Here is a 21,220-nt window from a genome sequence, read left to right as displayed (position 1 = left end):
CCTTCCAGGTCAGGGGCGGCGCCAGGCGCGGCCGGTCCGTTCCAGCATGCGGTCGGCGGAGGCGGGCCCCCAGGTGCCGGACTCGTACTCCTCGGGCTGGCCCTTCTCAGCCCAGAACTCGAGGATCGGGTCCAGGATCGCCCAGGAGAGCTCGACCTCCTCGTTGGTGGGGAAGAGCGAGGACTCGTCGAGAAGCGCATCGAGGATGAGCCGCTCATAGGCCTCCGGGGACGCCTCGGTGAAGGCCTCCGCGTAGGAGAAGTCCATGTTGACGTCACGGACCTCCATCGCGGAGCCGGGCACCTTGGAGCCGAAGCGCATGAGCACGCCCTCGTCGGGCTGGACGCGGATGACGATCGCGTTCTGCCCCAGCGAGGACGTCTGCCCCTCGAGGAAGGGCTGGTGCGGCGCCTCCTTGAACACGAGGGCGATCTCCGTGACGCGGCGCCCCAGGCGCTTGCCGGTCCGCAGGTAGAAGGGCACGCCCGCCCAGCGGCGGGAGTTGATCTCCAGGGTGCAGGCGGCGTAGGTCTCCGTGGTGGAGTCCGGGTCGAAACCCTCCTCCTCACGCAGGCCACGCACCTTGTGCGAGCCCTGCCAGCCCGCCGCGTACTGGCCACGGGCGGTGGTCTTGTTCAGCGGGAAGACGGGGTTGGTCGCGCGCAGGACCTTGACCTTCTCCGCCTGCAGCTCAGCCGGGTCGAAGGCGATGGGCTCCTCCATGGCCACCAGCGCCAGGAGCTGGAGGAGGTGGTTCTGCATGACGTCGCGGGCGGCGCCGATGCCGTCGTAGTAGCCGGCCCGACCACCGAGACCGATGTCCTCGGCCATGGTGATCTGCACGTGGTCGACGTAGTGCGCGTTCCAGATCGGGTCGAAGAGCTGGTTGGCGAAGCGCAGCGCCAGGATGTTCTGCACCGTCTCCTTGCCCAGGTAGTGGTCGATGCGGAACACCGACTCCTCCGGGAAGACGGCGTTGACCACCCGGTTGAGCTCCCGGGCCGTGTCCTGGTCGTGGCCGAAGGGCTTCTCGATGATCACGCGACGCCACGACTCCTCACCGGCCTCCGCCAGGCCGGAGCGCTCCAGCTGGTGGCAGACGGCGGTGAAGAAGTCCGGCGGGACCGACAGGTAGAAGGCCCAGTTGCCCGCCGTGCCGCGGGAGGTGTCCATCTCGGCGAGGGTGGCGGCGAGGCGGTCGAAGCCCTCGTCGTCGAAGTTGCCCTCGACGAAGTGCATGCCCTCGGCCAGCCGCTCCCACACGTGTTCGCGGAACTCGGTGCGGGCGCCGCTCTCGACGGCCTCCCGCACGTACTCCTCGAACTCGGGTTTGCTCCAGGGACGACGGCCGAAACCGATGAGGGTGAAACCGGCCGGCAGGAGGCCACGGTTGGCCAGGTCGTAGATGGCCGGGAGCAGCTTCTTGCGGGCCAGGTCACCGGTCACGCCGAAGATCACCATGCCGGAGGGGCCGGCGATGCGGGGCAGCCGCTTGTCGACGGTGTTCCGCAGCGGGTTGATCCAGGCGTCGGTGCCGGTCACGGGGAGGGGCATGCGCTCAGGTCCTTTCCTGTCGGGGAGGGGACTGCTAGCGCAGTCGGGACTCCATGGAGTCGAGCAGCTCGGACCAGGAGGACACGAACTTCTCGACGCCCTCGCGCTCCAGCACCGCGAAGACGTCCTCCATGTCGATGCCGACCTGCACCAGCTGCTCGAAGACGGCCTGCGCGTCGTCCGCGGTGCCGCTCAGGGTGTCGCCGTGGAGGCCACCCTGCTCGAGCACGGCGTCGATGGTCGGCTCCGGCATGGTGTTGACGGTCTCCGGGCCGGCCAGCTCGGTGACGTAGAGGGTCGCCGGGTAGTCCGGGTTCTTCACGCCGGTGGAGGCCCACAGCGGACGCTGCACGTTGGCGCCCTCCGGCAGATCCTTCCGGCCGATCTCCTGGAACACCGCGTAGGCACGCCGGGCGTTGGCGATGCCCGCCTTGCCGCGCAGCGCCAGCGCCTCCTCGGTGCCGATCTCCTCGAGACGGCGGTCGATCTCGACGTCGAGACGCGAGACGAAGAAGGACGCGACCGAGTGGATCTGCGACACGTCGAGCCCCTTCTCGGCGGCCTGCTGGATGCCCTCGCGGTACGCGGCGATGACCTCGCGGTAGCGCGCGACCGAGAAGATGAGGGTGACGTTGACGGAGATGCCCTCCGCCAGGGCGTCGGTGATCGCCGGGATGGACTCCGGGGTGGCCGGGATCTTGATCATCACGTTGGGGCGGTCGACCTTGTTCCACAGCTCGCGGGCCTGCGCGATGGTGGCGGCGCGGTCCGCGGAGATGCGCGGGTCCACCTCGATGGACACGCGGCCGTCCTGCCCACCGGTGCGCTCGTAGACAGGCAGGAGGATGTCGCAGGCGTCGCGGACGTCGTCGACGGACATGGCGTAGACGGCCTCGTCCACGGCGGCGCCGGACTCCTTGAGCTCGGCGATCTGGGCGTCGTAGGAGTCGCCCTTGCTCATGGCGGCGGCGAAGATCGCCGGGTTGGTGGTGACGCCGACGATGGACTTGGACTCGATCAGTTCGGCCAGGTTGCCGGAGGTGATGCGGTCACGGGACAGGTCATCGAGCCAGGTGGAGGTACCCAGCGCGGCGAGCTCGTCGATGTGGGTCATGGGTAGGTCCTTTACTTTCGGCTGGTCGCTTACTTGCTGGCGGAGATGGAGTCGTGGGCGGCTGCGACGACGGCGTCGGCGGTGATGCCGAACTCCTCGAAGAGCTTCTCGAACGGGGCGGAGGCACCGAAGTGCTCCAGGGACACGTTGCGGCCGGTGGCGCCGGTGAAACGGTGCCACGGCATGGCGATGCCGGCCTCGACGGAGACGCGTGCGGTGACGGCGGCCGGGAGGACCGACTCGATGTAGGCGGCGTCCTGCTCGAGGAACCACTCCATGCACGGCATGGAGACGACGCGGGCGGCCACGCCCTCGGACTCGAGGGTGCGGGCGGCCTCGACGGCCAGCTGGACCTCGGAACCGGTGGCCAGGAGGATGACGTCCGGGGTCTCCTTGGAGCCCTCGACGAGGACGTAGGCGCCGCGGCGGACACCCTCGGCGGCCTTCTCCTTGGTGCCCTCGAGCACCGAGATGTTCTGGCGGGTCAGGGCCAGGCCCTTCGGGGACTCCTTGTACTCGAGCGCCGCGGCCCAGGCCTGGGTGGTCTCGTTGGCGTCGGCCGGACGCAGGATGGACAGGCCCGGGATCGCGCGCAGCGCGGCCAGGGTCTCGACGGGCTGGTGGGTCGGGCCGTCCTCGCCGAGGCCGATGGAGTCGTGGGTCCACACGTAGTACACGTCGGACTCCATGAGGGAGCCGAGGCGCACGGCCGGACGCATGTAGTCGGAGAAGATGAGGAAGGTGCCGCCGTAGGGGCGGGTCGGGCCGTGGAGGGCGATGCCGTTGAGGATCGCGCCCATGGCGTGCTCACGGATACCGAAGTGCAGGTTGCGGCCGTAGGGCTCGGCGGACCAGGTGTCGGTGGAGATCTCCCGCGGACCGAAGGAGGGGGATCCCTTGATGACGGTGTTGTTGGAGCCGGCGAGGTCGGCGGAACCGCCCCACAGCTCCGGCATGGCGGCACCGAGGGTCTGCAGGGCGGCCTCGGAGGCCTTACGGGTGGCGACGGACTCGCCGGCCTCCCACGTCGGCATGGACTCGGCCAGACCCTCCGGCAGCTCGCGGGCGACGACGCGGTCGAAGAGCGCCTTCTTCTCCGGGTTGGCCGCGGCCCAGGCGTCGAACTTCTCCTGCCAGGCGGCACGCTTCTCGGCGCCACGCTCGCAGAGCTGGCGGGTGTGGGCGAGGACCTCGTCGTCGATGTGGAAGTGGACCTCGGGGTCGAAGCCGAGGATCTCCTTGGTGGCGGCGACCTCGTCGGCGCCCAGCGCGGAGCCGTGGGAGGCGCCGGTGTTCTGGGCGTTGGGGGCCGGCCAGGCGATGATGGTGCGCAGACGGATGAAGGTCGGGCGGGTGGTGTCGGCCTTGGCGGCGACGATGGCGGCCTCGATGGCGGAGACGTCCTCGCCGCCCTCGATCTCGATGGTCTGCCAGCCGTAGGACTCGTAGCGGGCGACGACGTCCTCGGTGAAGGCGATCTGGGTGTCGTCCTCGATGGAGATGCGGTTGTCGTCCCAGAAGACGATCAGGTTGCCCAGCTCCTGGGTGCCGGCCAGGGAGCAGGCCTCGGCGGTGACGCCCTCCTGGAGGTCACCGTCGGAGGCGATGACGTAGATGAAGTGGTCGAAGGGGGACTCGCCGGCCGGGGTCTCCGGGTCGAAGAGGCCACGCTCACGGCGGGCGGCCATGGCCATGCCCACGGCGGAGGCCAGGCCCTGGCCCAGCGGGCCGGTGGTGATCTCGACGCCGCGGGTGTGGCCGACCTCCGGGTGGCCCGGGGTCAGGGAGTCCCAGGTGCGCAGTGCCTTGAGGTCCTCCATCTCGAGGCCGAAGCCGCCGAGGTAGAGCTGGATGTACTGGGTGAGGGAGGTGTGGCCGCAGGAGAGCACGAAGCGGTCGCGACCGACCCAGTCGGTGTCGTTGGGGTCATGGTCCAGGACGCGCTGGTACAGGGTGTACGCGAGCGGTGCCAGGGACATGGCCGTGCCCGGGTGCCCGGAGCCACAGTTCTGCACCGCGTCGGCGGCCAGGATGCGGACCGTGTCCACGGCGCGGGTGTCGGTCTCGGTCCAGTCGGCGGGGTAGCGGCGCTCGGTCAGCGCCTGCGTGTCGGGCGACAGGGTCACGATGGATCCTCACTTCAGGTTGATCGTCAAGGAGTTCAGGTGGGCCGTGAACCGGTGCCGGGGCGGAGGTCTGTGCGCCCGTTCCCGGCACCGGGGGTCCACGTCACCTCACCACCTTAGTGACTTGTTTGGCGATCATGGTCCGCGGCCCTCGGAACTGTGCTGAAATAGATGGGTTTGGGCGGGGGATTGTCCCGCGCCCGAGTCCGGACGCTAGTATGACGGGGCTGGATTCTATTTCATCGGAGACGTCGTCCGGGGTACGCCGGGAACTTTTCGACGTCCCCGTCCGACCGGTACTGGTAGACGCGACAACAAGTGCGCGTATCCGGTGACATTTCCTGACCTGCCGTTGGAGGAACCTTCTCTTGGAGACAATCAAGGCCTATATTGCGCTGACGAAGCCGAGGGTCATTGAGCTGCTCCTCGTAGCCACGATTCCGGCGATGCTCCAGGCCGAGCGTGGCGAGAACAACATCATCCTCATCCTGCTGACCGTCGTCGGTGGCTGGATGGGCGCCGCAGCGGCCAACACCTTCAACATGGTGGCCGACTCCGACATCGACCAGAAGATGGGCCGCACCCGCGCCCGCCCGCTGGTCCGTCACACCGTGACGAACAGGAAGGCCACCATCTTCGCGTGGTCCCTGCTCATCATCTCGGTGCTGTGGCTGGGGCTGCTGGCGAACTCCTGGCTCGCCGCCTTCTTCATCATCCTGACCAACTGGTTCTACATCTACGTGTACACCAAGTGGCTCAAGCGCCGGACCTGGCAGAACATCATCTGGGGTGGCGCCGCCGGCTGTATGCCGGTGCTCGTCGGCTGGGCCGTCATCACCGACAACATGCCCGAGGGCATCCCCGCCCAGTGGTGGCAGGCCATCGTCCTGTTCATGATCATCTTCTTCTGGACCCCGCCCCACACCTGGGCCCTGGCCATGAAGTACCGCGCCGACTACGAGAAGGCCGGCGTGCCGATGCTCCCCGTCGTGCGCAAGCCCGTCCAGGTCACCCGCCAGATCGTGTGGTACACCGTCGCGACCGTCGTGACCACGCTGCTGCTCGTGCCGGCCGCCTCCTGGATCTACCTCGCCGGTGCCCTCATCGGTGGCCTGTACTTCCTCGTCATGGCGATCGTCCTGCACAACGGCGTCAAGGCCGGCAAGGACGTCAAGCCGCTCAAGCTGTTCATCCTGTCGAACAACTACCTGGCACTCGTCTTCGTCGCCCTCTCCGTGGACGCCGTCCTCGGCTGGGAGACGATCGGTTCCATGCTCGGCTGGACGACCACGTTCTTCTAGCACTGTCAAGCGCCGCTCCTCCGGGAGCGGCTTTTTTGTGGATAAGGGGGGTTTATCCACAGGCCCGGGAAGGTGCTTGTCGACGAGCGCCTGTCGCACGTTTACCGTGCGGGGCATGAACCTGATCGCGGCGTTCGAGGCCCTGCGTGCCGTCCCCGTGCTGGAGGCCCTGTCCACCGGCACGGTGGACGCCGCCGTGCTGTCGTCGCTGGGTTTCCGGGACGCCGGGGCGTGGCAGAAGCTCGCCGGGGTGTACTTCGGCCCGACCCGTCACCGGAAGCTGCAGAAGGCGGCCCGGGACGCTGCCGTGGGGTTGTCGCTGGATGCGCTGGGTGTGGTGGAGAAGCACACCCGCAAGCTGCTGCGCGGGGCAGCGGTCACCCCGTGGGAGCTGCGTGTCGAGCTGTGCTCCCTGCGCGGCACGGTGGAGGAGATCGACCGGGCTGCCGCCACTCGCGTGCGCGAGTACAACCGCGGGGTGGAGGACGCTGAGAAGAAGGCCTACGGCCGGCGGGCCCTCAAGGGCGGCAAGAACACCGACGGCCTGGGCAACCGCACCTTCACGGTCACCGGCCCCGAACGCGTCATCGCCGACGTGCTCGGCGGCATCCGCACCGTGGCCGGCCAGCTCCGTCGCGACGACCCGCGGCTGACCTACGAGCAGGCGATGTTCGACGCCTTCCTGGACACCCGGGGTGGCGGGCCCGCCCGCGAGGTGGTGATCACCGTGCTGCCGCTGCCGGAGTCGACGAAGGTGCTCCGGCAGGAGGGCGACGAGACCGTCTTCGCCCGCACCGACGGCACCACCATCACCGGCGCCGAACTGGTCGCCGAGGCGATGGCCGACGAGGGCTACGTCGGGATCTTCGACCCCGTGCACGGCGGGGTGAACATGTACCGGGACGAGCGCTTCGCCAACTTCAAGCAGCGCGTCCTCCTCTCCGCGGAGACGATCGTCTGCCCGTACCCCGGGTGCACCACCCCGGCCTCCGAGTGCGAGGTCCACCACCTCACCGCCTGGGCGGAGGGCGGGGAGACGAACATCCGCAACCTGACGATGCTGTGCCGGCTGCACAACGCCCGCAACGACGACGACCCGGACGCCCCGCCCCGCCACGGCCGGATGGAAAGGGCACCCGGCGGGGTGGTCCACCACCCACCGGACGGCGGGCCACCCCGCCGGAACATCCACCCGATCCGCGACCGCTCCGCGATGGCTCTGATCAGTACGTGACGATCCCGCGGTCCCGGAACACCTGCCGCGCCTCCCGTAGGGAACGGGACGTCGGCGGCTTCGTGCTGCCCAGGTTGTAGCGCAGGCCGAGGGCCCGCCACTTGTCGGCCCCCATGTTGTGGAAGGGCAGCACCTCCACCCGCTCCACGTTCGGCCAGCGGGCGACGATGTCCGCCACCCGCTCGATGTTCGCCGGATCGTCCGTCAGCCCCGGCACCAGCACGAACCGCACCCACACGGGCTTGCCCAGCGCGGCGAGACGGTCACCGAAGTCGATCGTCGGCTGCAGCGACTGGCCGGTGACCTCGCGGTAGGTGGCCTCGTCGCCGGCCTTGACGTCGAGAAGCACGAGATCGATGTTCTCCAGGTCCTCGTCGCTCAGACGCGCCCCGAGGAACCCCGACGTGTCGATCGCCGTGTGGATCCCCGCCGCATGCACCTCCGCCAGCACCCGCCGGGTGAAGGCCAGCTGGAAAAGCGGCTCCCCGCCCGAGATCGTCAGCCCGCCGCGCGTGACCCGGAAGATGCGCCGGTAGCGCTTGATGCGGCTGACGACGTCCTCGACGCGCTCCAGGGTGCCGGTGCGCATCTCCATCGTGTCGGGGTTGTGACAGTACTGGCACCGCAGCGGACAGCCGGTGAGGAACAGCGTCATCCTCGTCCCCGGCCCGTCGACGGCGGTCACGATCTCCCAGGAGTGGACGAGGGCGACGTCGCCGGTGACGCGGGCGTCGAGAAGCTCGGGACGGGTGAGATCCTCGGCGGTGCCGCCGAGACCCGCGGCGACGCCCCGGACCCGGTCACCCTCCTCGGGTGAGAGGCGGACGACGCCGGTGACGCCGTCCTCAGGCACCGTGATGGAAGGTCCGGGAGATGACGTCCTGCTGCTGTTCCTTCGTCAGCTTGACGAAGTTCACCGCGTAACCCGAGACACGCACCGTCAGGTTGGGGTACTTCTCCGGGTTGTGCATCGCGTCCTCGAGGGTCGACTGGTCGAGGACGTTGATGTTGGCGTGGTAGAGGCCGGACTCCATGTTGTGGGCGGCGCGGGCGGCCTTCATGTCTGCCATGCGCTCGTCGAAGGTCTTGGTGGACACTGGGTTCTCCTAGTTCTCGTCCATGATGAAACCGGCGTCGAGGATGCCGACGAGGTTCTCAACCTGCTCGTCCTTGGTGCGGCCGAGCCCGGAGGGGGTGATGGTGTTGGTCAGTGAGATGCCGTCGAGGGCGTCGTTGTAGTCGAGCTTGCCGACGGACAGCATCGACGCGAGCATGCCGTGGTTGTCGGCGCCGTTCGTCGGGTTCGCACCCGGCGCGAACGGGGTGCCCGCCCGGTGGCCGCACGGGAAGTTGCCGGTCGCCTTGCCGTACACGACGTTCGATGTGATGGTGAGCACCGACTGCGTGGGGATCGCGTCGCGGTAGAGCGGGATCTCCTTGATCTTCGCCATGACGGTGTGGACGATGGTCGCGGCGATGTCGTCGGCGCGGTCGTCGTCGTTGCCGTAGACGGGGAACTCGCCCTCGGTGCGGTAGTCGACGATGAGGCCGGTCTCGTCACGCACCGGGTAGACGTCGGCGTAGCGGATCGCGGAGAGGGAGTCCGCCACGATCGACAGGCCGGCGATGCCGCAGCCCATCGTGCGGATGATGTCCGAGTCGTGGAGGGCCATCTCGATGGCCTCGTAGGCGTACTTGTCGTGCGACCAGTGGATGATGTTGAGCGCCTCGACGTAGGTGCTGATCACCCAGTCGAGCATCTCCTCGTACTTCTGCCACACCTCGTCGAAGTCGAGGGGGCCGTCGCCGGTGATGGGGGAGTGCCCCTCGACGATCTGCTTGCCGCTCATCTCGTCGCGGCCGCCGTTGATGGCGTAGAGCAGGGTCTTCGCGGCGTTGACGCGGGCGCCGAAGAACTGCATCTGCTTGCCCACCTTCATGGGGGAGACGCAGCAGGCGATGGCGGCGTCGTCGCCCCAGCGGTCGCGGATCTGCTTGTCGGACTCGTACTGCAGCGAGGAGGTCTCGATGGAGATGGCCGCGCAGAACTCCTTGTATCCCTCCGGCAGCTGGTCGTCCCAGAAGATGGTGATGTTCGGTTCGGGGGCGGGGCCCAGGTTGCGGAGGGTCTGCAGCAGGCGGAAGGACGTCCGGGTGACCTGCGGGCGGCCGTCGTCCATGAAGCCGGCGTCGGACCAGGTCGCCCAGTAGGGGTCGCCGGAGAAGATCTGGTCGTAGTCGATGGTGCGCAGGAAACGGACGATGCGCAGCTTGATGACCAGTGCGTCGATGAGCTCCTGGGCGCCCTCCTCGGTGAGGGTGCCGGCGGCGAGGTCACGTTCGATGTAGATGTCGAGGAAGCTCGACAGGCGGCCGATGGACATGGCGGCGCCGTCCTGGGACTTCACTGCCCCGAGGTAGCCGAAGTAGGTCCACTGGACGGCCTCCTGGGCGGTGGTGGCGGGGCCGGAGATGTCGAAGCCGTAGGACTCCGCCATGACCTTCAGCTTCTTCAGCGCGCGGATCTGTTCGGCGTGTTCCTCGCGGTAGCGGGCCCAGTGCTCGGAGAAGCCGGCGTCGTGGACGGCGTGCTTGGCGGCCTCCTTGTCGGCGATGAGCCTGTCGACGCCGTAGAGCGCCACGCGTCGGTAGTCGCCGATGATGCGGCCGCGGCCGTAGGCGTCGGGGAGGCCGGTGATGATGTGGGAGGAGCGGGCCGCGCGGATGCGGGGGGTGTAGATGTCGAAGACGGCGTCGTTGTGGGTTTTGCGGTAGCGGGTGAAGATCTCCTTGACGCGCTGGTCCGGTTCGCGTCCGGCCTCGCGGAGGGCGGTCTCGACCATGCGCCAGCCGCCGTAGGGCATCATGGCGCGCTTGAGCGGGGTCTCGGTCTGCAGGCCGACGATGACGTCGTCGTCCTCGCTGATGTAGCCGGGACCGAAGGCGTCGATGTCCGCGGGGGTCTCGGTGTCGACGTCGTACACGCGGCGTTCACGTTCGACGGACAGGTAGTTGTCCTCCAGGTGCTGCCAGGTGCGGAGGGTCTTGTCGGTGGGGCCGGCCAGGAAGGCGGCGTCGCCGGTGTAGGGGGTGAAGTTGCGCTGGATGAAGTCGCGGACGTCGATGGTGTCGGTCCACGCCCCCTCAGCGAAGCCTTCCCAGGCCTGGGTCACAGGCGGGATAACGGTGGTCACGTGTCAACCTCTCAGGGAGTGGTGGGGTGTGTGTCGATGTCACAACTGTCCTCGATTATAGCCCCCGGGTCAGGGCCGACCACCGAGCGGGAAGGGCGGAAAAGAAGAGGAACGAACACGGTGGGGCGTGTTCGTTCCTCTTCGGGGGTTGTCGGGCGGGAGCGGCTTAGCGCAGCTCCTTCTTGCCGGTGAACTTGGTGGTGTCACGCAGCTCGATCGGGGTGTCGCCCTCGATCTCGGAGGTGATGGCCTGCAGCTTCATCAGCGCGGTACGGGAGTGCAGCTGCTGGCGGGTGGTCGCCAGGTTGTAGCGGGTGCGGGACAGCGCGTTGACGCCCCAGTTGATCATGGAGACGAAGCGGTTGCGGAAGCCCACGAGGAAGAGGACGTGGACGGCCAGCCACAGCAGCCAGCCGATGAAGCCGGTGACCTCGACCTTGCCCATCTTCACCACGGCGTTGAAGCGGGAGACGATCGCCATGGAGCCCTTGTCGAAGTACTCGAAGGTGGGGCGCTCGTCGACGGCGGTGCGGCCGGCGACCTGGTCGGCGATCTGCTCGGCGGCGTACTGGCCACCCTGGATGGCGACCTGGGCGACGCCCGGCAGGTTCTTGTAGTTGGACATGTCGCCGATGACGAAGACGTTGCGGTGCTCGCCGACGGTGAGGTCGTCGTTGACCATGACGCGGCCGGCGCGGTCCATCTCGACGCCGGCCTGGTCGGCGACGAGGCGGCCCAGCGGGGAGGCGGCGACGCCGGCGGACCAGATTTTGGTGAAGGCCTCGATGGTGGTCTCGGAGCCGTCGACCATGGACTTGTAGGTGACGGTCTTGTCGTCGACGTGGGTGACCATCGCGTTGAGCTTGACGGTGACGCCGAGCTTCTCCAGCTGGCGCTGGGCGGTGCGGCCCAGGCGCTTGCCGAAGGGCGGGAGGACCTGGGGGGCGCCGTCGAGAAGCAGGATCTTGGCGGCGGAGGTGGAGAAGTTGGAGTACTCGCCGACGAGGGTGCGGTGGGAGAGCTCGGCGAGCTGGCCGGCGAGCTCGACGCCGGTCGGGCCGGCACCGACGATGACGAAGGTGAGCAGGCGCTCACGCTGCGCGGGGTCCTTGGCGAGTTCGGCGCGCTCGAAGGCGCCGATGACGCGGGCGCGGATCTCGAGGGCGTCGTCGATGGTCTTCATGCCCGGTGCGAACTCTGCGAAGTGGTCGTTGCCGAAGTAGGACTGGGAGGCGCCGGCGGCGACGATGAGGGAGTCGTACTCGAACTCACGGGTGTAGGCGCCGAGGGAGGTCGTGACGACCTGACGCTCGAGGTCGATGTCGGTCACCTCGCCCTTGACCACGTTGGCGTTCTCCTGGCCCTTGAGTACCTGGCGGGTCGACGGGGCGATCTCGCCGGAGGACAGGATGCCGGTGGCTACCTGGTACAGGAGCGGCTGGAAGAGGTGGTGGTTGGTGCGGTCGATGATGGTGACATCGACGTCTGCGTTCTTCAGCTCCTGGGCCGCAAATAGGCCACCGAAGCCAGAGCCGATGATGACCACGTGATGGCGGCCGCCCTCAGGACGGAAAGGGGTGTTCGTCATGAAATTAGAGTTCCTCATCTACTTCGCGGGAAACAACGGGCTCCATCGTATATGGTTCCCCGTTTGAACAAAGTCCCGGGCAGTGCACACTTGCGAAGCCACCCCGGTTCCGGGCGTGGAGTCGGTCGCGCCTTCCCGTTTCCCGCGGGGGAGGGGGATAGGATCGGACGCTGTGAGACATCCACATCTGGCGGCGATCGACGCGGAGGCGTGGCCCGGCGTGGCGGACGTCCCCGCCGGGCGTCTCGTTGACCTGCGCGCACGCGTCGCGGAGGCCGGTTTCGCGCGGGCCTGCGCGGCCGCCGGGCTGGATCTCGACCCGGAGGGCACCCCGGATCTCGTCGTCGAGCATGAGGCGCTCTTCCCCCGGTTGGCTGTATCGGGCTGGCTGGGTCTGGCGGAGAGTTTCATGGCCGGGGAGTGGCGTTCGGAGCGGCTCGTGGACGTGCTGGAGGCGCTCATCTCCACCGGGTACCGCCCGCAGCTCGGGGGACGGCCGCTGCCGCCCCGCCCGTACGGGGGTGGTGAGCTGCCCACGGAACTGGTGCGGCTCAGCTCCGGTGACGGGCTGAGCGCCTTCGGCGGGGTCTTCGCGTCGGGCGTGCCGACGACCGTGCGCACCGCCGTGCCCAACCACGGGCGCGGCCCCGCCACACACTTCGTTGACCTGACCACGTTCTCCGCCCCGGCGGCCGTCGACAGGGAGGATCTCGGCGACGCGCAGACCCGCGCCGTCACGATGCTTCTCGACGCCGCCCGCGTCACCGCCGGCACCCATCTGCTGGAGTACGCCACCTCGGGCGGAGCCGTGGCGATCCAGGCGGCGCACCGGCGGGCGACCGTCGACACGCTCACTGCGGACCCCGCGCAGGCGCGGGCGGTGGGGGAGCAGCTCCTGCTCGCGGGCGTGGAGCCCTCGGTGCACGTCTCGGTGATCGACACGCCGGTGCCGGGCCCCCGCGAGTGGCGGGGCAGCTACGACGCGATCGTGTCGGTGGAGAAGCTGGAGATGCTCAGCGAGGGCAATCGGGTGCGCTACATCCGGGCACTTGACCGGCTGCTCACCATCGGCGGCTACGCCACCATGCAGTCGGTCACGGCCACGGACGCGCTGTCGCCGGTGGCCCGCCAGGCGCTCGGGGTGCTACGCGCCTACGTGTGGCCGGGCCTGGACTACCCGACGGCCGAGGACGTCCACCGCCTCGCCGACCGGGAGTCGGGGCTGCGGGTCATCGCCCAGACGCACGTCGGCAGCCACCACGAGCAGTCCCTGGCGATGCAGCGCTCCCTCTTCGAGGGTCACACCCGGGAGGCGGCGGCCGCCGGCTTCGACATCGCGTACCGACGCCTGTGGATCTACCAGTTCGCCCTGCGTGAGGCCCTGTTCCGGCTGGGCATGCTGGACACCGTCCAGTTCACCCTCACGCACCGCAACCGGCAGGGACGCCGCTGAGCTGGCACCATGGGGACATGACCACACGTGAGCCCACCGGTTACCTGTCCACCGGCGTCATCGGCCCCGAGCTGATCATCACCCGCCGTATCCCCTTCGTCATCGACGCGGTCTGGAACCAGATCACCGACCCCGCGTTGCTCGGCACCTGGTACGGCACCTACGAGGGCGATCCCGCCACGGGCACCGTCGTCCTCACCACCCGGGAGGCCCCGGAGCAGCCCGGTGACGTGCGGATCCAGCACTGCGAGGCGCCCACCGCCCTCGCCGTCACCCTGGAGAGCCCGGCAGGGGACTGGGTGCTGGCCGTCACCCTGAACGCCGCGGGGGAGGAGACCGACCTGGAGTTCCGCCAGCGTCTCGACGACCTCGACCACGAGGCCGCCGACCTCGGCCCCGGCTGGGAGTACTACCTCGACCGCCTCATCGTGGCCCTCGAGGGCGGCGACCCGGACTCGCTGCGGTGGGAGGACTACCACCCGGCCCTGTGCGCCCACTACGGCCGCGAGCTCCCCGAGGAGCCCGGTCAGATGCCCGAGGAGAACTAGACCTCGACCGCCACGGGGTCCAGGTAGAGGGCCTCCGCGTTCCTGTGGAACACGGCCTCCATGTGCTCCGGGCCGATGGTGTCCCGGAGCATCTCCAGGTCGGAGTCGGCGAAGGGCCGTTCGGCGCGCGTCGAAGGCAGGTCCGTGCCGGCCATGAGGGCCGTCGGGTCGACGTCCATGATCGCCCGGATCGCGTCGACCGCCGGGAAGTCCAGCCGCCCGAAGCCCGTGGCCTTCACCTTCACGCCTGCCTCCACGAGGCGCAGCAGATGGGGGAGACCCTCCCGGGTCATGCCCATGTGATCGATGCTCACCGACGGCAGGGCCGCCAGCGTGTCGTGGAGCTCGGGGAGATGACGGGAGTCGACGTAGAGCTCCGCGTGCCACTCGGCCACGTCGTAGGCGTGCCGGGCGAGGCTGTCGAGGGCCTCCGGGGTGACGGAACCGCAGCGGGCGAGGTTGAAGCGGACGGCGCGGATGCCGCGGGCGTCGAGACGCAGGATCTCCGAGTCGGAGATGTCCCCGGGCACCTGCGCGACACCGACGAAGTTCGGTCCGAGCTTCCGGAGCGCCGCGACCAGGTGGCCCGTGTCGAAACCGTGGAAGGAACCGGCAACGACCGCGCCGCTGATGACGTTGAGCCCCTTGACCCGCTGCACGTAGTCATCGACGGAGAAGGGTGGCGGGATGAACCCACGGTTCGGGACCAGGGGGTGCCGGGGGTCGATGATGTGCAGGTGCGAGTCGAACAACGGGGAGAGCATGCACCCATTGTTGCACTTCGTCGGGCATCTGTCCGGGTCCTGGTGGGGCGGCGGGTCTTGATGTGAAATGACATAATGTACATTATCGGCGCATTGGGGGTGGCTGGGGATTCACCCGGAATCGGTGTCTCCGGGACCTCCTGCATGGCTCGGCTCAATGTCCCTGCGCCCTGACCCTCCGTGACGCGCCCGGCCGCTTGCCGACGCTCCGCGCGTCCCACGCGCTCCGGGCCGGCGCGATGTCCCCGGTCCGCCCGGGCGTCGAAAAGCGAAATCTCCCTGAGGTCATATCCCGCCTCAGGGACGAAAAGGCCCGGTGGCCGCGTTTCTTCCGTGACCCCGGACCCGTCCCCGTTTCGTCACTGTGACGTAACTTACGTGGGAAAACCTATCTGCCGCCGCGCTGCCTGTACGCCATCCAGAGCTGCCAGATGGACACCAGGACCAGGACGCCGGCCAGGATGCCGATGAACCAGTACCCCTGCCACGAGACGAAGATGCCGAACACCAGCATCACGATGAGGCGGATCCAGATCGCCGGGATCATGCGGGACGGGTTCATGTGGCTCCCCTACTTCTCGAGCGCGAGACGGATGTTCAGCTCACCCGTGTCGTCGATCTTGGCGGCGACGAACTCCGGGGACTCCACGCCGTACTCGTTGCGGTTGATCAGGACGTCACCGGCGACGATGATGCGGTCGCCGTCGCGGAGGACGTCGAACTCGTGGACCAGCGGGCGGGTCTCGCCGCGGATCTCCATCTCGCCGGTGAGGGTCACCTTTCCGGGGGTGCCGTTGCCGGGAACCTCGGAGAGGTCGACGGGCTCGGTGATCGAGAAGGTGGCCGTCGGGAACTGGTTGGTGTGGAAGATCTTGTTGCGCACGTTGATGTCGCGGCGCTCGTTGTCGGTGGAGATCTCGTTCATGTCGACGACGACCTCACCGGCCTTGAGGGTGCCCTCCTCGATGGTGGCCCAGCCCTCGACGGCCTGGGTGGACCCGGAGGTGGAACGGCGGTCCGACGGCAGGATCTCGAAGAAGGTGAAGCCGACCGACGTGGTGTTCTGGCCACGGTAGTGGGCGACGTGCCACTCCCCGTTGACGTCGGTGGTCGCGGGCTTCGCACCCTGGGAATTCATCCCCTCGGTCTTGATGCCGGGGCCCATCGCCAGTGCGAGCAGGGTCGGCACGACCGCCACGAGGGCGAGCACCACGATGAGGATCACGAAGATCGCGATGACGACCTTGCTGGCGGACTTGTTCTGGGTGGTCATACCCGTAGTTACCTCAACTTCTCGATCGTCCGTGCGAGTGCCACGAGTTCGGAGCACAGGACGCGGATCTCCTCCGGTTCGGCGCCCTCCGCAGATGCGGTGGCGACGTCTTCAGCCGCGCAACGCAGCTCGAAGAGTGAGTCTCGCAGGGCGGCTGCGCGGTCCGGATGAATGATAACCGCTTCCGCCGGGATACTGGTACCTGAGACACTCTGACGTTGTTCATATGCCCGCTGTTTACAGGATCTGCTGCAGTACTTCCGGGGGCGGCCGCGGCCGGTGAGGACCAGCTCCTTGCCGCACCACGCGCAGGACACCGCGGGATTGGTCGGGGATATCGTCACGTGACCACCATAACTGATCTCCGGAGGTCTTGGCGGGAACAAAACGGGCGGCTCGTCCGTTATAGTGGTACGTCTACCAGTGAACAAACGAAAAGGATGATGCCGCAATGGCAGATCGCGTACTCCGCGGCAGTCGAATGGGTGCCGTCAGCTACGAAACTGACCGCGACCACGACCTTGCTCCGCGCCAGATGGTGAAGTACCGCACCGCGAACGGTGAGATCTACGAGGTCCCGTTCGCCGACGATGCGGAGATCCCCGAGGAGTGGATGTGCAAGAACGGCCAGCTGGGCACCCTCGTCGAGGGTGAGGGCGTTGAGTCCAAGCCGGTGAAGCCGCCGCGCACCCACTGGGACATGCTCCTGGAGCGTCGTACGCTCGAGGAGCTGGATGTCCTGCTGGAGGAGCGCATCGAGCTCCTCCGCAAGCGCCGTCGCGCGGCCTCCCGCCTGCTCAAGGAGCAGCAGGCGCAGGAGGCGGCTGAGCAGGGCTAGTCCCCCGCTTGTCGACGTCCCCCCGTCACTCCCCTCCCACCCCCGGGAGGGGAGTTTCTGTTTTCTAGCGCAGGCGGCTGCGCTTCCAGTGGCGGTACTCGTGCTGGAACATGCGGCGGGTCACGCTGAAGATGTCACACAGCTGCTCGAGGCGGTGGCGGACACCCCAGCGGGTGACCTCGGCCAGCGAGGACTTGACGAAGCTGCCGTCCAGCTTGGACTCGCCGATCTCCCGCTCGGTGAAGGTGATCGGGACCTCGCGGACGTCGAAACCGCCGGAGACGGCACGCCACGCCAGGTCGACCTGGAAGATGTAGCCGGCGTTGGAGAGCTCGTCGAGGTCGAGGGACTCGATGACGTCGCGGCGGTAGGCGCGGTAGCCGGCGGTCATGTCGGTGAGCCCGGCGCCCAGCATGAGCGAGATGTAGATGTTGCCGCCCTTGGACAGGATCCAGCGCTTCTTCGGCCAGTTCACGACCTTGCCGCCCGGTACGTAGCGGGAGCCGATGACGACGTCGGCGCCGTCGTCGATCTCGTCGAGAAGCAGGCGCAGCTGCTCCGGGGCGTGGGAGCCGTCGGCGTCCATCTCGCAGAGGACGGTGTACCCGCGCTCGAGGCCCCACTGGAAGCCCGCGACGTAGGCGCCGCACAGGCCGCCCTTGCCCTCGCGGTGGAGGACGTGGACGTTGGGGTGCGCGGCGGCCAGCTCATCGGCCCTGTCACCGGTGCCGTCGGGGCTGTTGTCGTCGACGACGAGAATGTCGACCTCCGGAGTGGCGGCGCGGACCCTGCCGACGATCAGCGGGAGGTTCTCCAGCTCGTTGTAGGTCGGGATGATCACCAGGGTCGCGTCACTGGGGTTGGTCACGGAGTCTCCTTCTTGGGGGTGGTCTGTCGGCGGGTGCCCACCAGAGCGGCAGCGAAGAGGATGCCTCCGAGGATTATAAGGGCATATTCGGTGCGATCACCGAAACGTGCCGCCGGGGTGAGGGAATCCCGCAGCGGCAGGGTCTCCACGAGCTTGCCGGACTCGAAGATCCCGGTCTCCTGGCTGACGGAGCCGTCCGGGTGGACGATCGCGGAGACCCCCGAGGTGGCGGCCACCACGACGGCCCGGTCGACCTCGATCGCCCGCATGCGGCTCATCGCCAGCTGCTGGTAGGTCATGTCGGTGAAGCCGAAGGTGGCGTTGTTCGTGGGCGTGGACAGGATCTGGGCGCCGTCGCGGACGGCCGTGCGCAGCGCGGGGTCGAAGGCGACCTCGTAGCAGGTGGCGACGCCGAGGACGACGTCACGCACCGGCACGGTGAACTCCGGCGGGCCGGGCTTGAAGTCACCGGCCTGGTCGACGTACTCGCTGAACAGGCGGAAGAAGTCACGCCACGGCATGTACTCGCCGAAGGGCTGGAGGAAGTGCTTGTCGTGCTGTGCACCGCGGCCGGTCTCCGGGTCCATGACGACCATGGTGTTGCGGTCGCCGACCTCGTCACGGGTGATGGTGCCCACGACGATCGGCGTATCGACGGCCCGCACCGCATGACTGACCAGCGCGCCGGCCTCCGGGTCGGCGAAGGGGTTGACGTCGGAGGAGTTCTCCGGCCAGATGACCATGTCGAGCTCCTCCCCCGCCAGCTCCTCGGTGACCCTCACGTGGTTGGCCAGGACGGCGCGGCGCTGGGCGTTGAAGTCCAGGCCCAGGCGGGGCACGTTGCCCTGCACGGCCGCGACACGGACCTCACCGACGGTCACCGAGTCCCGGTCGACCACGGTCCAGCCGGTGACGAGGCCCGCCAGGAGGGCCACCAGGACCGTGAGCGCCCCGGCGACGCGCACGCCACGGTGGCGGAGGAACTGGACGGCCAGGCCGGCGCCGACCGCGGCCGTCGCCAGGCTCACCAGGGCCGGGCCACCCCAGACGGCGAGGTTGGCCAGCGGCCCGTTGATCTGCCCCCAGGCCAGACGCACCCAGGCGAAACCGCCGAAGGGGAAGGAGCTGCGCGCCCACTCGACCAGCAGGTAGACGAAGGGGAAGGCGAGCGCGCCGTAGCGCCAGCGGGCGACGGCGACGCCCCCGACGCCCATCACCAGGGCGTAGAGGGCGCAGAACACGGCGAGGGCGATGTAGGGCAGGTTGCCCACGAACACGCCGATCCACGGCAGCATGAACAGGTAGAGCACCAGCGCGTGGGTGAAACCGAGCAGCGCCCCGGACCTCAGCGAGGGACCCTGCCCCCGCCACGGCATGAGCGCGGCGTAGAGCCCGGCCATGCCGACCAGGCCCGCCAGCCACCAGCCGAGCGGCTCATTGGAGGTGTAGGTGAGGAAACCGGAGGCTGCGGCCAGCAGCAGCCGCAGCAGGAGGATCACTTGAAGTCCTCCGGGCGGATGTCCTTGGTCCACTTCTCGATCTCGGCCTCATCGATGACCTCGGCAGGACCGGTGGGGCCGGGCCGGTCGGCGGGCGGCGCGGCAGGGTCGGTGAAGCTGCCGTAGCTGGTCCCCTGGCGGCCCGCCTGGGTGGCCTCGAAGCTGCGGACACCGAGATCCTCGATCGACTTCATGAGCTTGCGCGCCAGCAGCCCGCGCACCACGGCACGGGTCGGCGGGAGGATGAGCAGCAGTCCCACCACCGAGGAGGCGATGCCGGGCGAACCGGCGAGGATCGCCCCGGCGGTGAGGAGCCCGTAATCACCGGCGACGCGGCCGGCGGTCACCTTCTGGCGGGCGGCCAGGGCACCGACGCGGCGCATCTCCAGGGGTGCGGCCAGCACGCCCACGGCCATGAGGGCGAACATGAGGAACAACGCCCATCCGATGCCGAGCCAGGAGGCGGCGGCCCAGAAGACGAGGGCCTCGATGATGAGGACGGGGAAAACAGCGAAGATCAACGGCACATGAGCCACCCTACCGGCGTAGTTGATCGAGCAACCACCCGACGTTGCGGGTGAGGTGCCGGTAGTAGGGACCGAAGTGGTTGGCCCCGGTCCGGCCGGGCACCCGCAGGCTGCGGTCCTCGTACCAGGTGACGTCGGCCCCGGCGGCGCGCCAGGTGTCGCGCAGCTCGCGGACCTGGGCGACGGGCACGACGTCGTCGTGACGCGACCCCCACAGCAGCACTGGCACCGACGGCGTGCCCCAGCCGAGGCGGCGGGCGTCGAACTCGGCGGAGACGTGGGGCAGGTCGTCGAGAAGCTCCCCGAGGGGCACGCCCGCGTGGGTCCAGCGGTGGGTGCCGCGCCAGCCGGAGGTGAACACGGAACTGACGGCGCAGGTGGCGAGGTCGGCGGTGACGTGGTCCAGGCCCTCCGGGGTGAGGGCGGTGAGGATCTCGGCGCGGATCTCCGGGGAGACGACGAGCAGCCCGGCGACCGCATAGGAGAGCACCCCGGTGACGAGGGAGCCGTCGACGTGGGCGAGGACGTCGTCGAGACGCGAGGGCGGCGCCCCGATGACCGCGGCGACCGGGCTGACGTCGGGGGCGTAGCCGGGATACTCCAGGGCCCAGCCGACGGCGGCCCCGCCCTGCGAGAAGCCCCAGCACCCCACCGGGGCGGACTCCGGGAGGTGGAGCTGACGGGCGGCACGGACGGCGTCGAGGAGCGCGTGCCCGCCCGAGGGGTGGTCGCAGTAGAGCTGCCAGCCGAGGTCCGGGTCACGCGGGTAGTCCGTGAGCACGACGTGTGCACCGGAGGCCAGCAGCGCGGTGACGGCGGGCAGCTCATAGGAGGCGACCACGTCGACCGGCCCGCGCAGGGAGACGCTCATGCCGACGGACATCGACCACGAGGGGTCGCAGTGCGGCGCGACGCCCTGCGTGGAGGGAGCGAACGCGATGACCGGGCGGGCCCCGCCGCGCCACGGGCTGTGCGAGTGCAGGTAGGCGCCGGTGGCGGTGATGGTGCGGCCGCGGGCGTCGGTGGTGACGTACTCGATGCGCCACGCCGTCGCCCGGTTGATGCCGCCGGAACCACCCATGAGACGCATCGGCGCGGAGGCGAGCAGCGTGCCGGGCGGACGGCCGATGACCCAGGTGGCGTCGGAGAAGCTGGGCTCGGACTCCCAGTCCGCGAACCTCGGCCGCGTCGGCGAGCGCGTGCCCCCGCGGAGGCGTCGCACCACTCCCCTGCCGACGTCGCCCATCAGCGGCACCCAGGCCCGCGCGGTGGCCGCGTGCACACCGGCCCGGTGGATCCGGGGTGAGCGGCTTCCGACCATGGGCCCCACCTTAACTAG

General features: G+C 68.8%; 18 protein-coding genes and 2 pseudogenes. 5 read left to right on the top strand and 15 right to left on the bottom strand.

Features of this window, described 5'->3' with window-relative positions:
- Positions 1–9: 9 nt before the first annotated feature.
- From zwf to tkt, 3 genes are read right to left on the bottom strand one after another with little or no spacing between them, the layout of a single operon-like run.
- Positions 10–1,554 (bottom strand): glucose-6-phosphate dehydrogenase, encoded by a 1,545-nt coding sequence (gene zwf, locus B842_RS07105; protein ID WP_082028401.1) that lies wholly within the window; start codon positions 1,552–1,554, stop codon positions 10–12.
- A gap of 34 nt (positions 1,555–1,588) precedes the next feature.
- A complete protein-coding gene (gene tal / locus B842_RS07100) occupies positions 1,589–2,668 on the bottom strand; it encodes a transaldolase (RefSeq protein WP_040085899.1) in 1,080 nt (359 codons plus the stop codon).
- A gap of 29 nt (positions 2,669–2,697) precedes the next feature.
- Complete coding sequence (tkt, locus tag B842_RS07095; protein ID WP_040085898.1) at positions 2,698–4,794, bottom strand: transketolase; 2,097 nt, start codon at positions 4,792–4,794, stop codon at positions 2,698–2,700.
- Positions 4,795–5,162: 368 nt separating this feature from the next.
- Here tkt and B842_RS07090 point away from each other — a divergent pair, with 368 nt between their 5' ends.
- Entirely contained in the window at positions 5,163–6,095 is a 933-nt protein-coding gene (locus B842_RS07090; protein ID WP_061241417.1) for a heme o synthase, read from the top strand.
- A 115-nt stretch (positions 6,096–6,210) separates the two neighbouring features.
- Entirely contained in the window at positions 6,211–7,329 is a 1,119-nt protein-coding gene (locus tag B842_RS07085) for an HNH endonuclease signature motif containing protein (RefSeq protein WP_156119469.1), read from the top strand.
- On the opposite strand, the gene pflA is transcribed toward B842_RS07085, so the two are convergent.
- From pflA to B842_RS07065, 4 genes and pseudogenes are all read right to left on the bottom strand, one after another.
- Positions 7,319–8,182: a pyruvate formate-lyase-activating protein gene (gene pflA, locus B842_RS07080; protein ID WP_040085896.1), complete on the bottom strand. Its 864-nt coding sequence runs from the start codon at positions 8,180–8,182 to the stop codon at positions 7,319–7,321. The genes B842_RS07085 and pflA overlap by 11 nt on opposite strands.
- Positions 8,175–8,702 (bottom strand): annotated as a pseudogene (gene grcA2, locus B842_RS13975) (autonomous glycyl radical cofactor GrcA2). The gene pflA and the pseudogene grcA2 overlap by 8 nt, the downstream one beginning before the upstream one ends.
- A gap of 3 nt (positions 8,703–8,705) precedes the next feature.
- Positions 8,706–10,502: pseudogene (locus B842_RS07070) on the bottom strand (pyruvate formate lyase family protein); the annotation flags it as partial.
- Positions 10,503–10,689: 187 nt separating this feature from the next.
- Complete coding sequence (locus tag B842_RS07065) at positions 10,690–12,111, bottom strand: NAD(P)/FAD-dependent oxidoreductase (RefSeq protein ID WP_040085893.1); 1,422 nt, start codon at positions 12,109–12,111, stop codon at positions 10,690–10,692.
- A 172-nt stretch (positions 12,112–12,283) separates the two neighbouring features.
- Here B842_RS07065 and B842_RS07060 point away from each other — a divergent pair, with 172 nt between their 5' ends.
- Both B842_RS07060 and B842_RS07055 read left to right on the top strand, forming a co-directional pair.
- A complete protein-coding gene (locus B842_RS07060) occupies positions 12,284–13,564 on the top strand; it encodes an SAM-dependent methyltransferase (RefSeq protein ID WP_040085892.1) in 1,281 nt (426 codons plus the stop codon).
- 17 nt (positions 13,565–13,581) lie between these two features.
- Positions 13,582–14,112: an SRPBCC domain-containing protein gene (locus B842_RS07055; RefSeq protein ID WP_040085891.1), complete on the top strand. Its 531-nt coding sequence runs from the start codon at positions 13,582–13,584 to the stop codon at positions 14,110–14,112.
- Here B842_RS07055 and B842_RS07050 read toward each other — a convergent pair.
- From B842_RS07050 to B842_RS13970, 4 genes are all read right to left on the bottom strand, one after another.
- Entirely contained in the window at positions 14,109–14,876 is a 768-nt protein-coding gene (locus B842_RS07050) for an amidohydrolase family protein (protein WP_040085890.1), read from the bottom strand. The genes B842_RS07055 and B842_RS07050 overlap by 4 nt on opposite strands.
- Positions 14,877–15,264: 388 nt before the next feature.
- The gene (locus B842_RS13845) at positions 15,265–15,438 is read right to left on the bottom strand and encodes a hypothetical protein (RefSeq protein WP_040085889.1); all 174 of its coding nucleotides are present in this window, start codon (positions 15,436–15,438) and stop codon (positions 15,265–15,267) included.
- Between the two features lie 9 nt (positions 15,439–15,447).
- Positions 15,448–16,149 (bottom strand): YceI family protein, encoded by a 702-nt coding sequence (locus tag B842_RS07040; RefSeq protein WP_040085888.1) that lies wholly within the window; start codon positions 16,147–16,149, stop codon positions 15,448–15,450.
- 8 nt (positions 16,150–16,157) lie between these two features.
- The gene (locus B842_RS13970) at positions 16,158–16,493 is read right to left on the bottom strand and encodes a hypothetical protein (RefSeq protein WP_373277286.1); all 336 of its coding nucleotides are present in this window, start codon (positions 16,491–16,493) and stop codon (positions 16,158–16,160) included.
- Positions 16,494–16,600: 107 nt separating this feature from the next.
- Here B842_RS13970 and B842_RS07035 point away from each other — a divergent pair, with 107 nt between their 5' ends.
- Entirely contained in the window at positions 16,601–16,987 is a 387-nt protein-coding gene (locus B842_RS07035; RefSeq protein ID WP_040085887.1) for an RNA polymerase-binding protein RbpA, read from the top strand.
- Between the two features lie 64 nt (positions 16,988–17,051).
- Here B842_RS07035 and B842_RS07030 read toward each other — a convergent pair whose 3' ends face one another.
- The 4 genes from B842_RS07030 to B842_RS07015 are packed head-to-tail and all read right to left on the bottom strand — an operon-like array spanning position 17,052 to position 21,202.
- The gene (locus tag B842_RS07030; RefSeq protein WP_040085886.1) at positions 17,052–17,855 is read right to left on the bottom strand and encodes a polyprenol monophosphomannose synthase; all 804 of its coding nucleotides are present in this window, start codon (positions 17,853–17,855) and stop codon (positions 17,052–17,054) included.
- Positions 17,852–19,354 (bottom strand): apolipoprotein N-acyltransferase, encoded by a 1,503-nt coding sequence (gene lnt / locus B842_RS07025; protein ID WP_040085885.1) that lies wholly within the window; start codon positions 19,352–19,354, stop codon positions 17,852–17,854. The genes B842_RS07030 and lnt overlap by 4 nt, the downstream gene beginning before the upstream one ends.
- Positions 19,351–19,881 (bottom strand): FxsA family protein, encoded by a 531-nt coding sequence (locus tag B842_RS07020; protein ID WP_040085884.1) that lies wholly within the window; start codon positions 19,879–19,881, stop codon positions 19,351–19,353. The genes lnt and B842_RS07020 overlap by 4 nt, the downstream gene beginning before the upstream one ends.
- A 10-nt stretch (positions 19,882–19,891) precedes the next feature.
- Positions 19,892–21,202 carry a lipase family protein gene (locus tag B842_RS07015; protein ID WP_040085883.1) on the bottom strand — a complete coding sequence of 437 codons (1,311 nt, stop codon included), beginning with the start codon at positions 21,200–21,202 and terminating at the stop codon, positions 19,892–19,894.
- Between the last annotated feature and the right edge of the window lie 18 nt (positions 21,203–21,220).

It is taken from the genome of Corynebacterium humireducens NBRC 106098 = DSM 45392 (assembly GCF_000819445.1).
Lineage (GTDB): Bacteria > Actinomycetota > Actinomycetes > Mycobacteriales > Mycobacteriaceae > Corynebacterium > Corynebacterium humireducens.
Note: the sequence above shows the minus strand (reverse complement) of the source record. Positions and strands in the feature narration are given on the sequence as shown.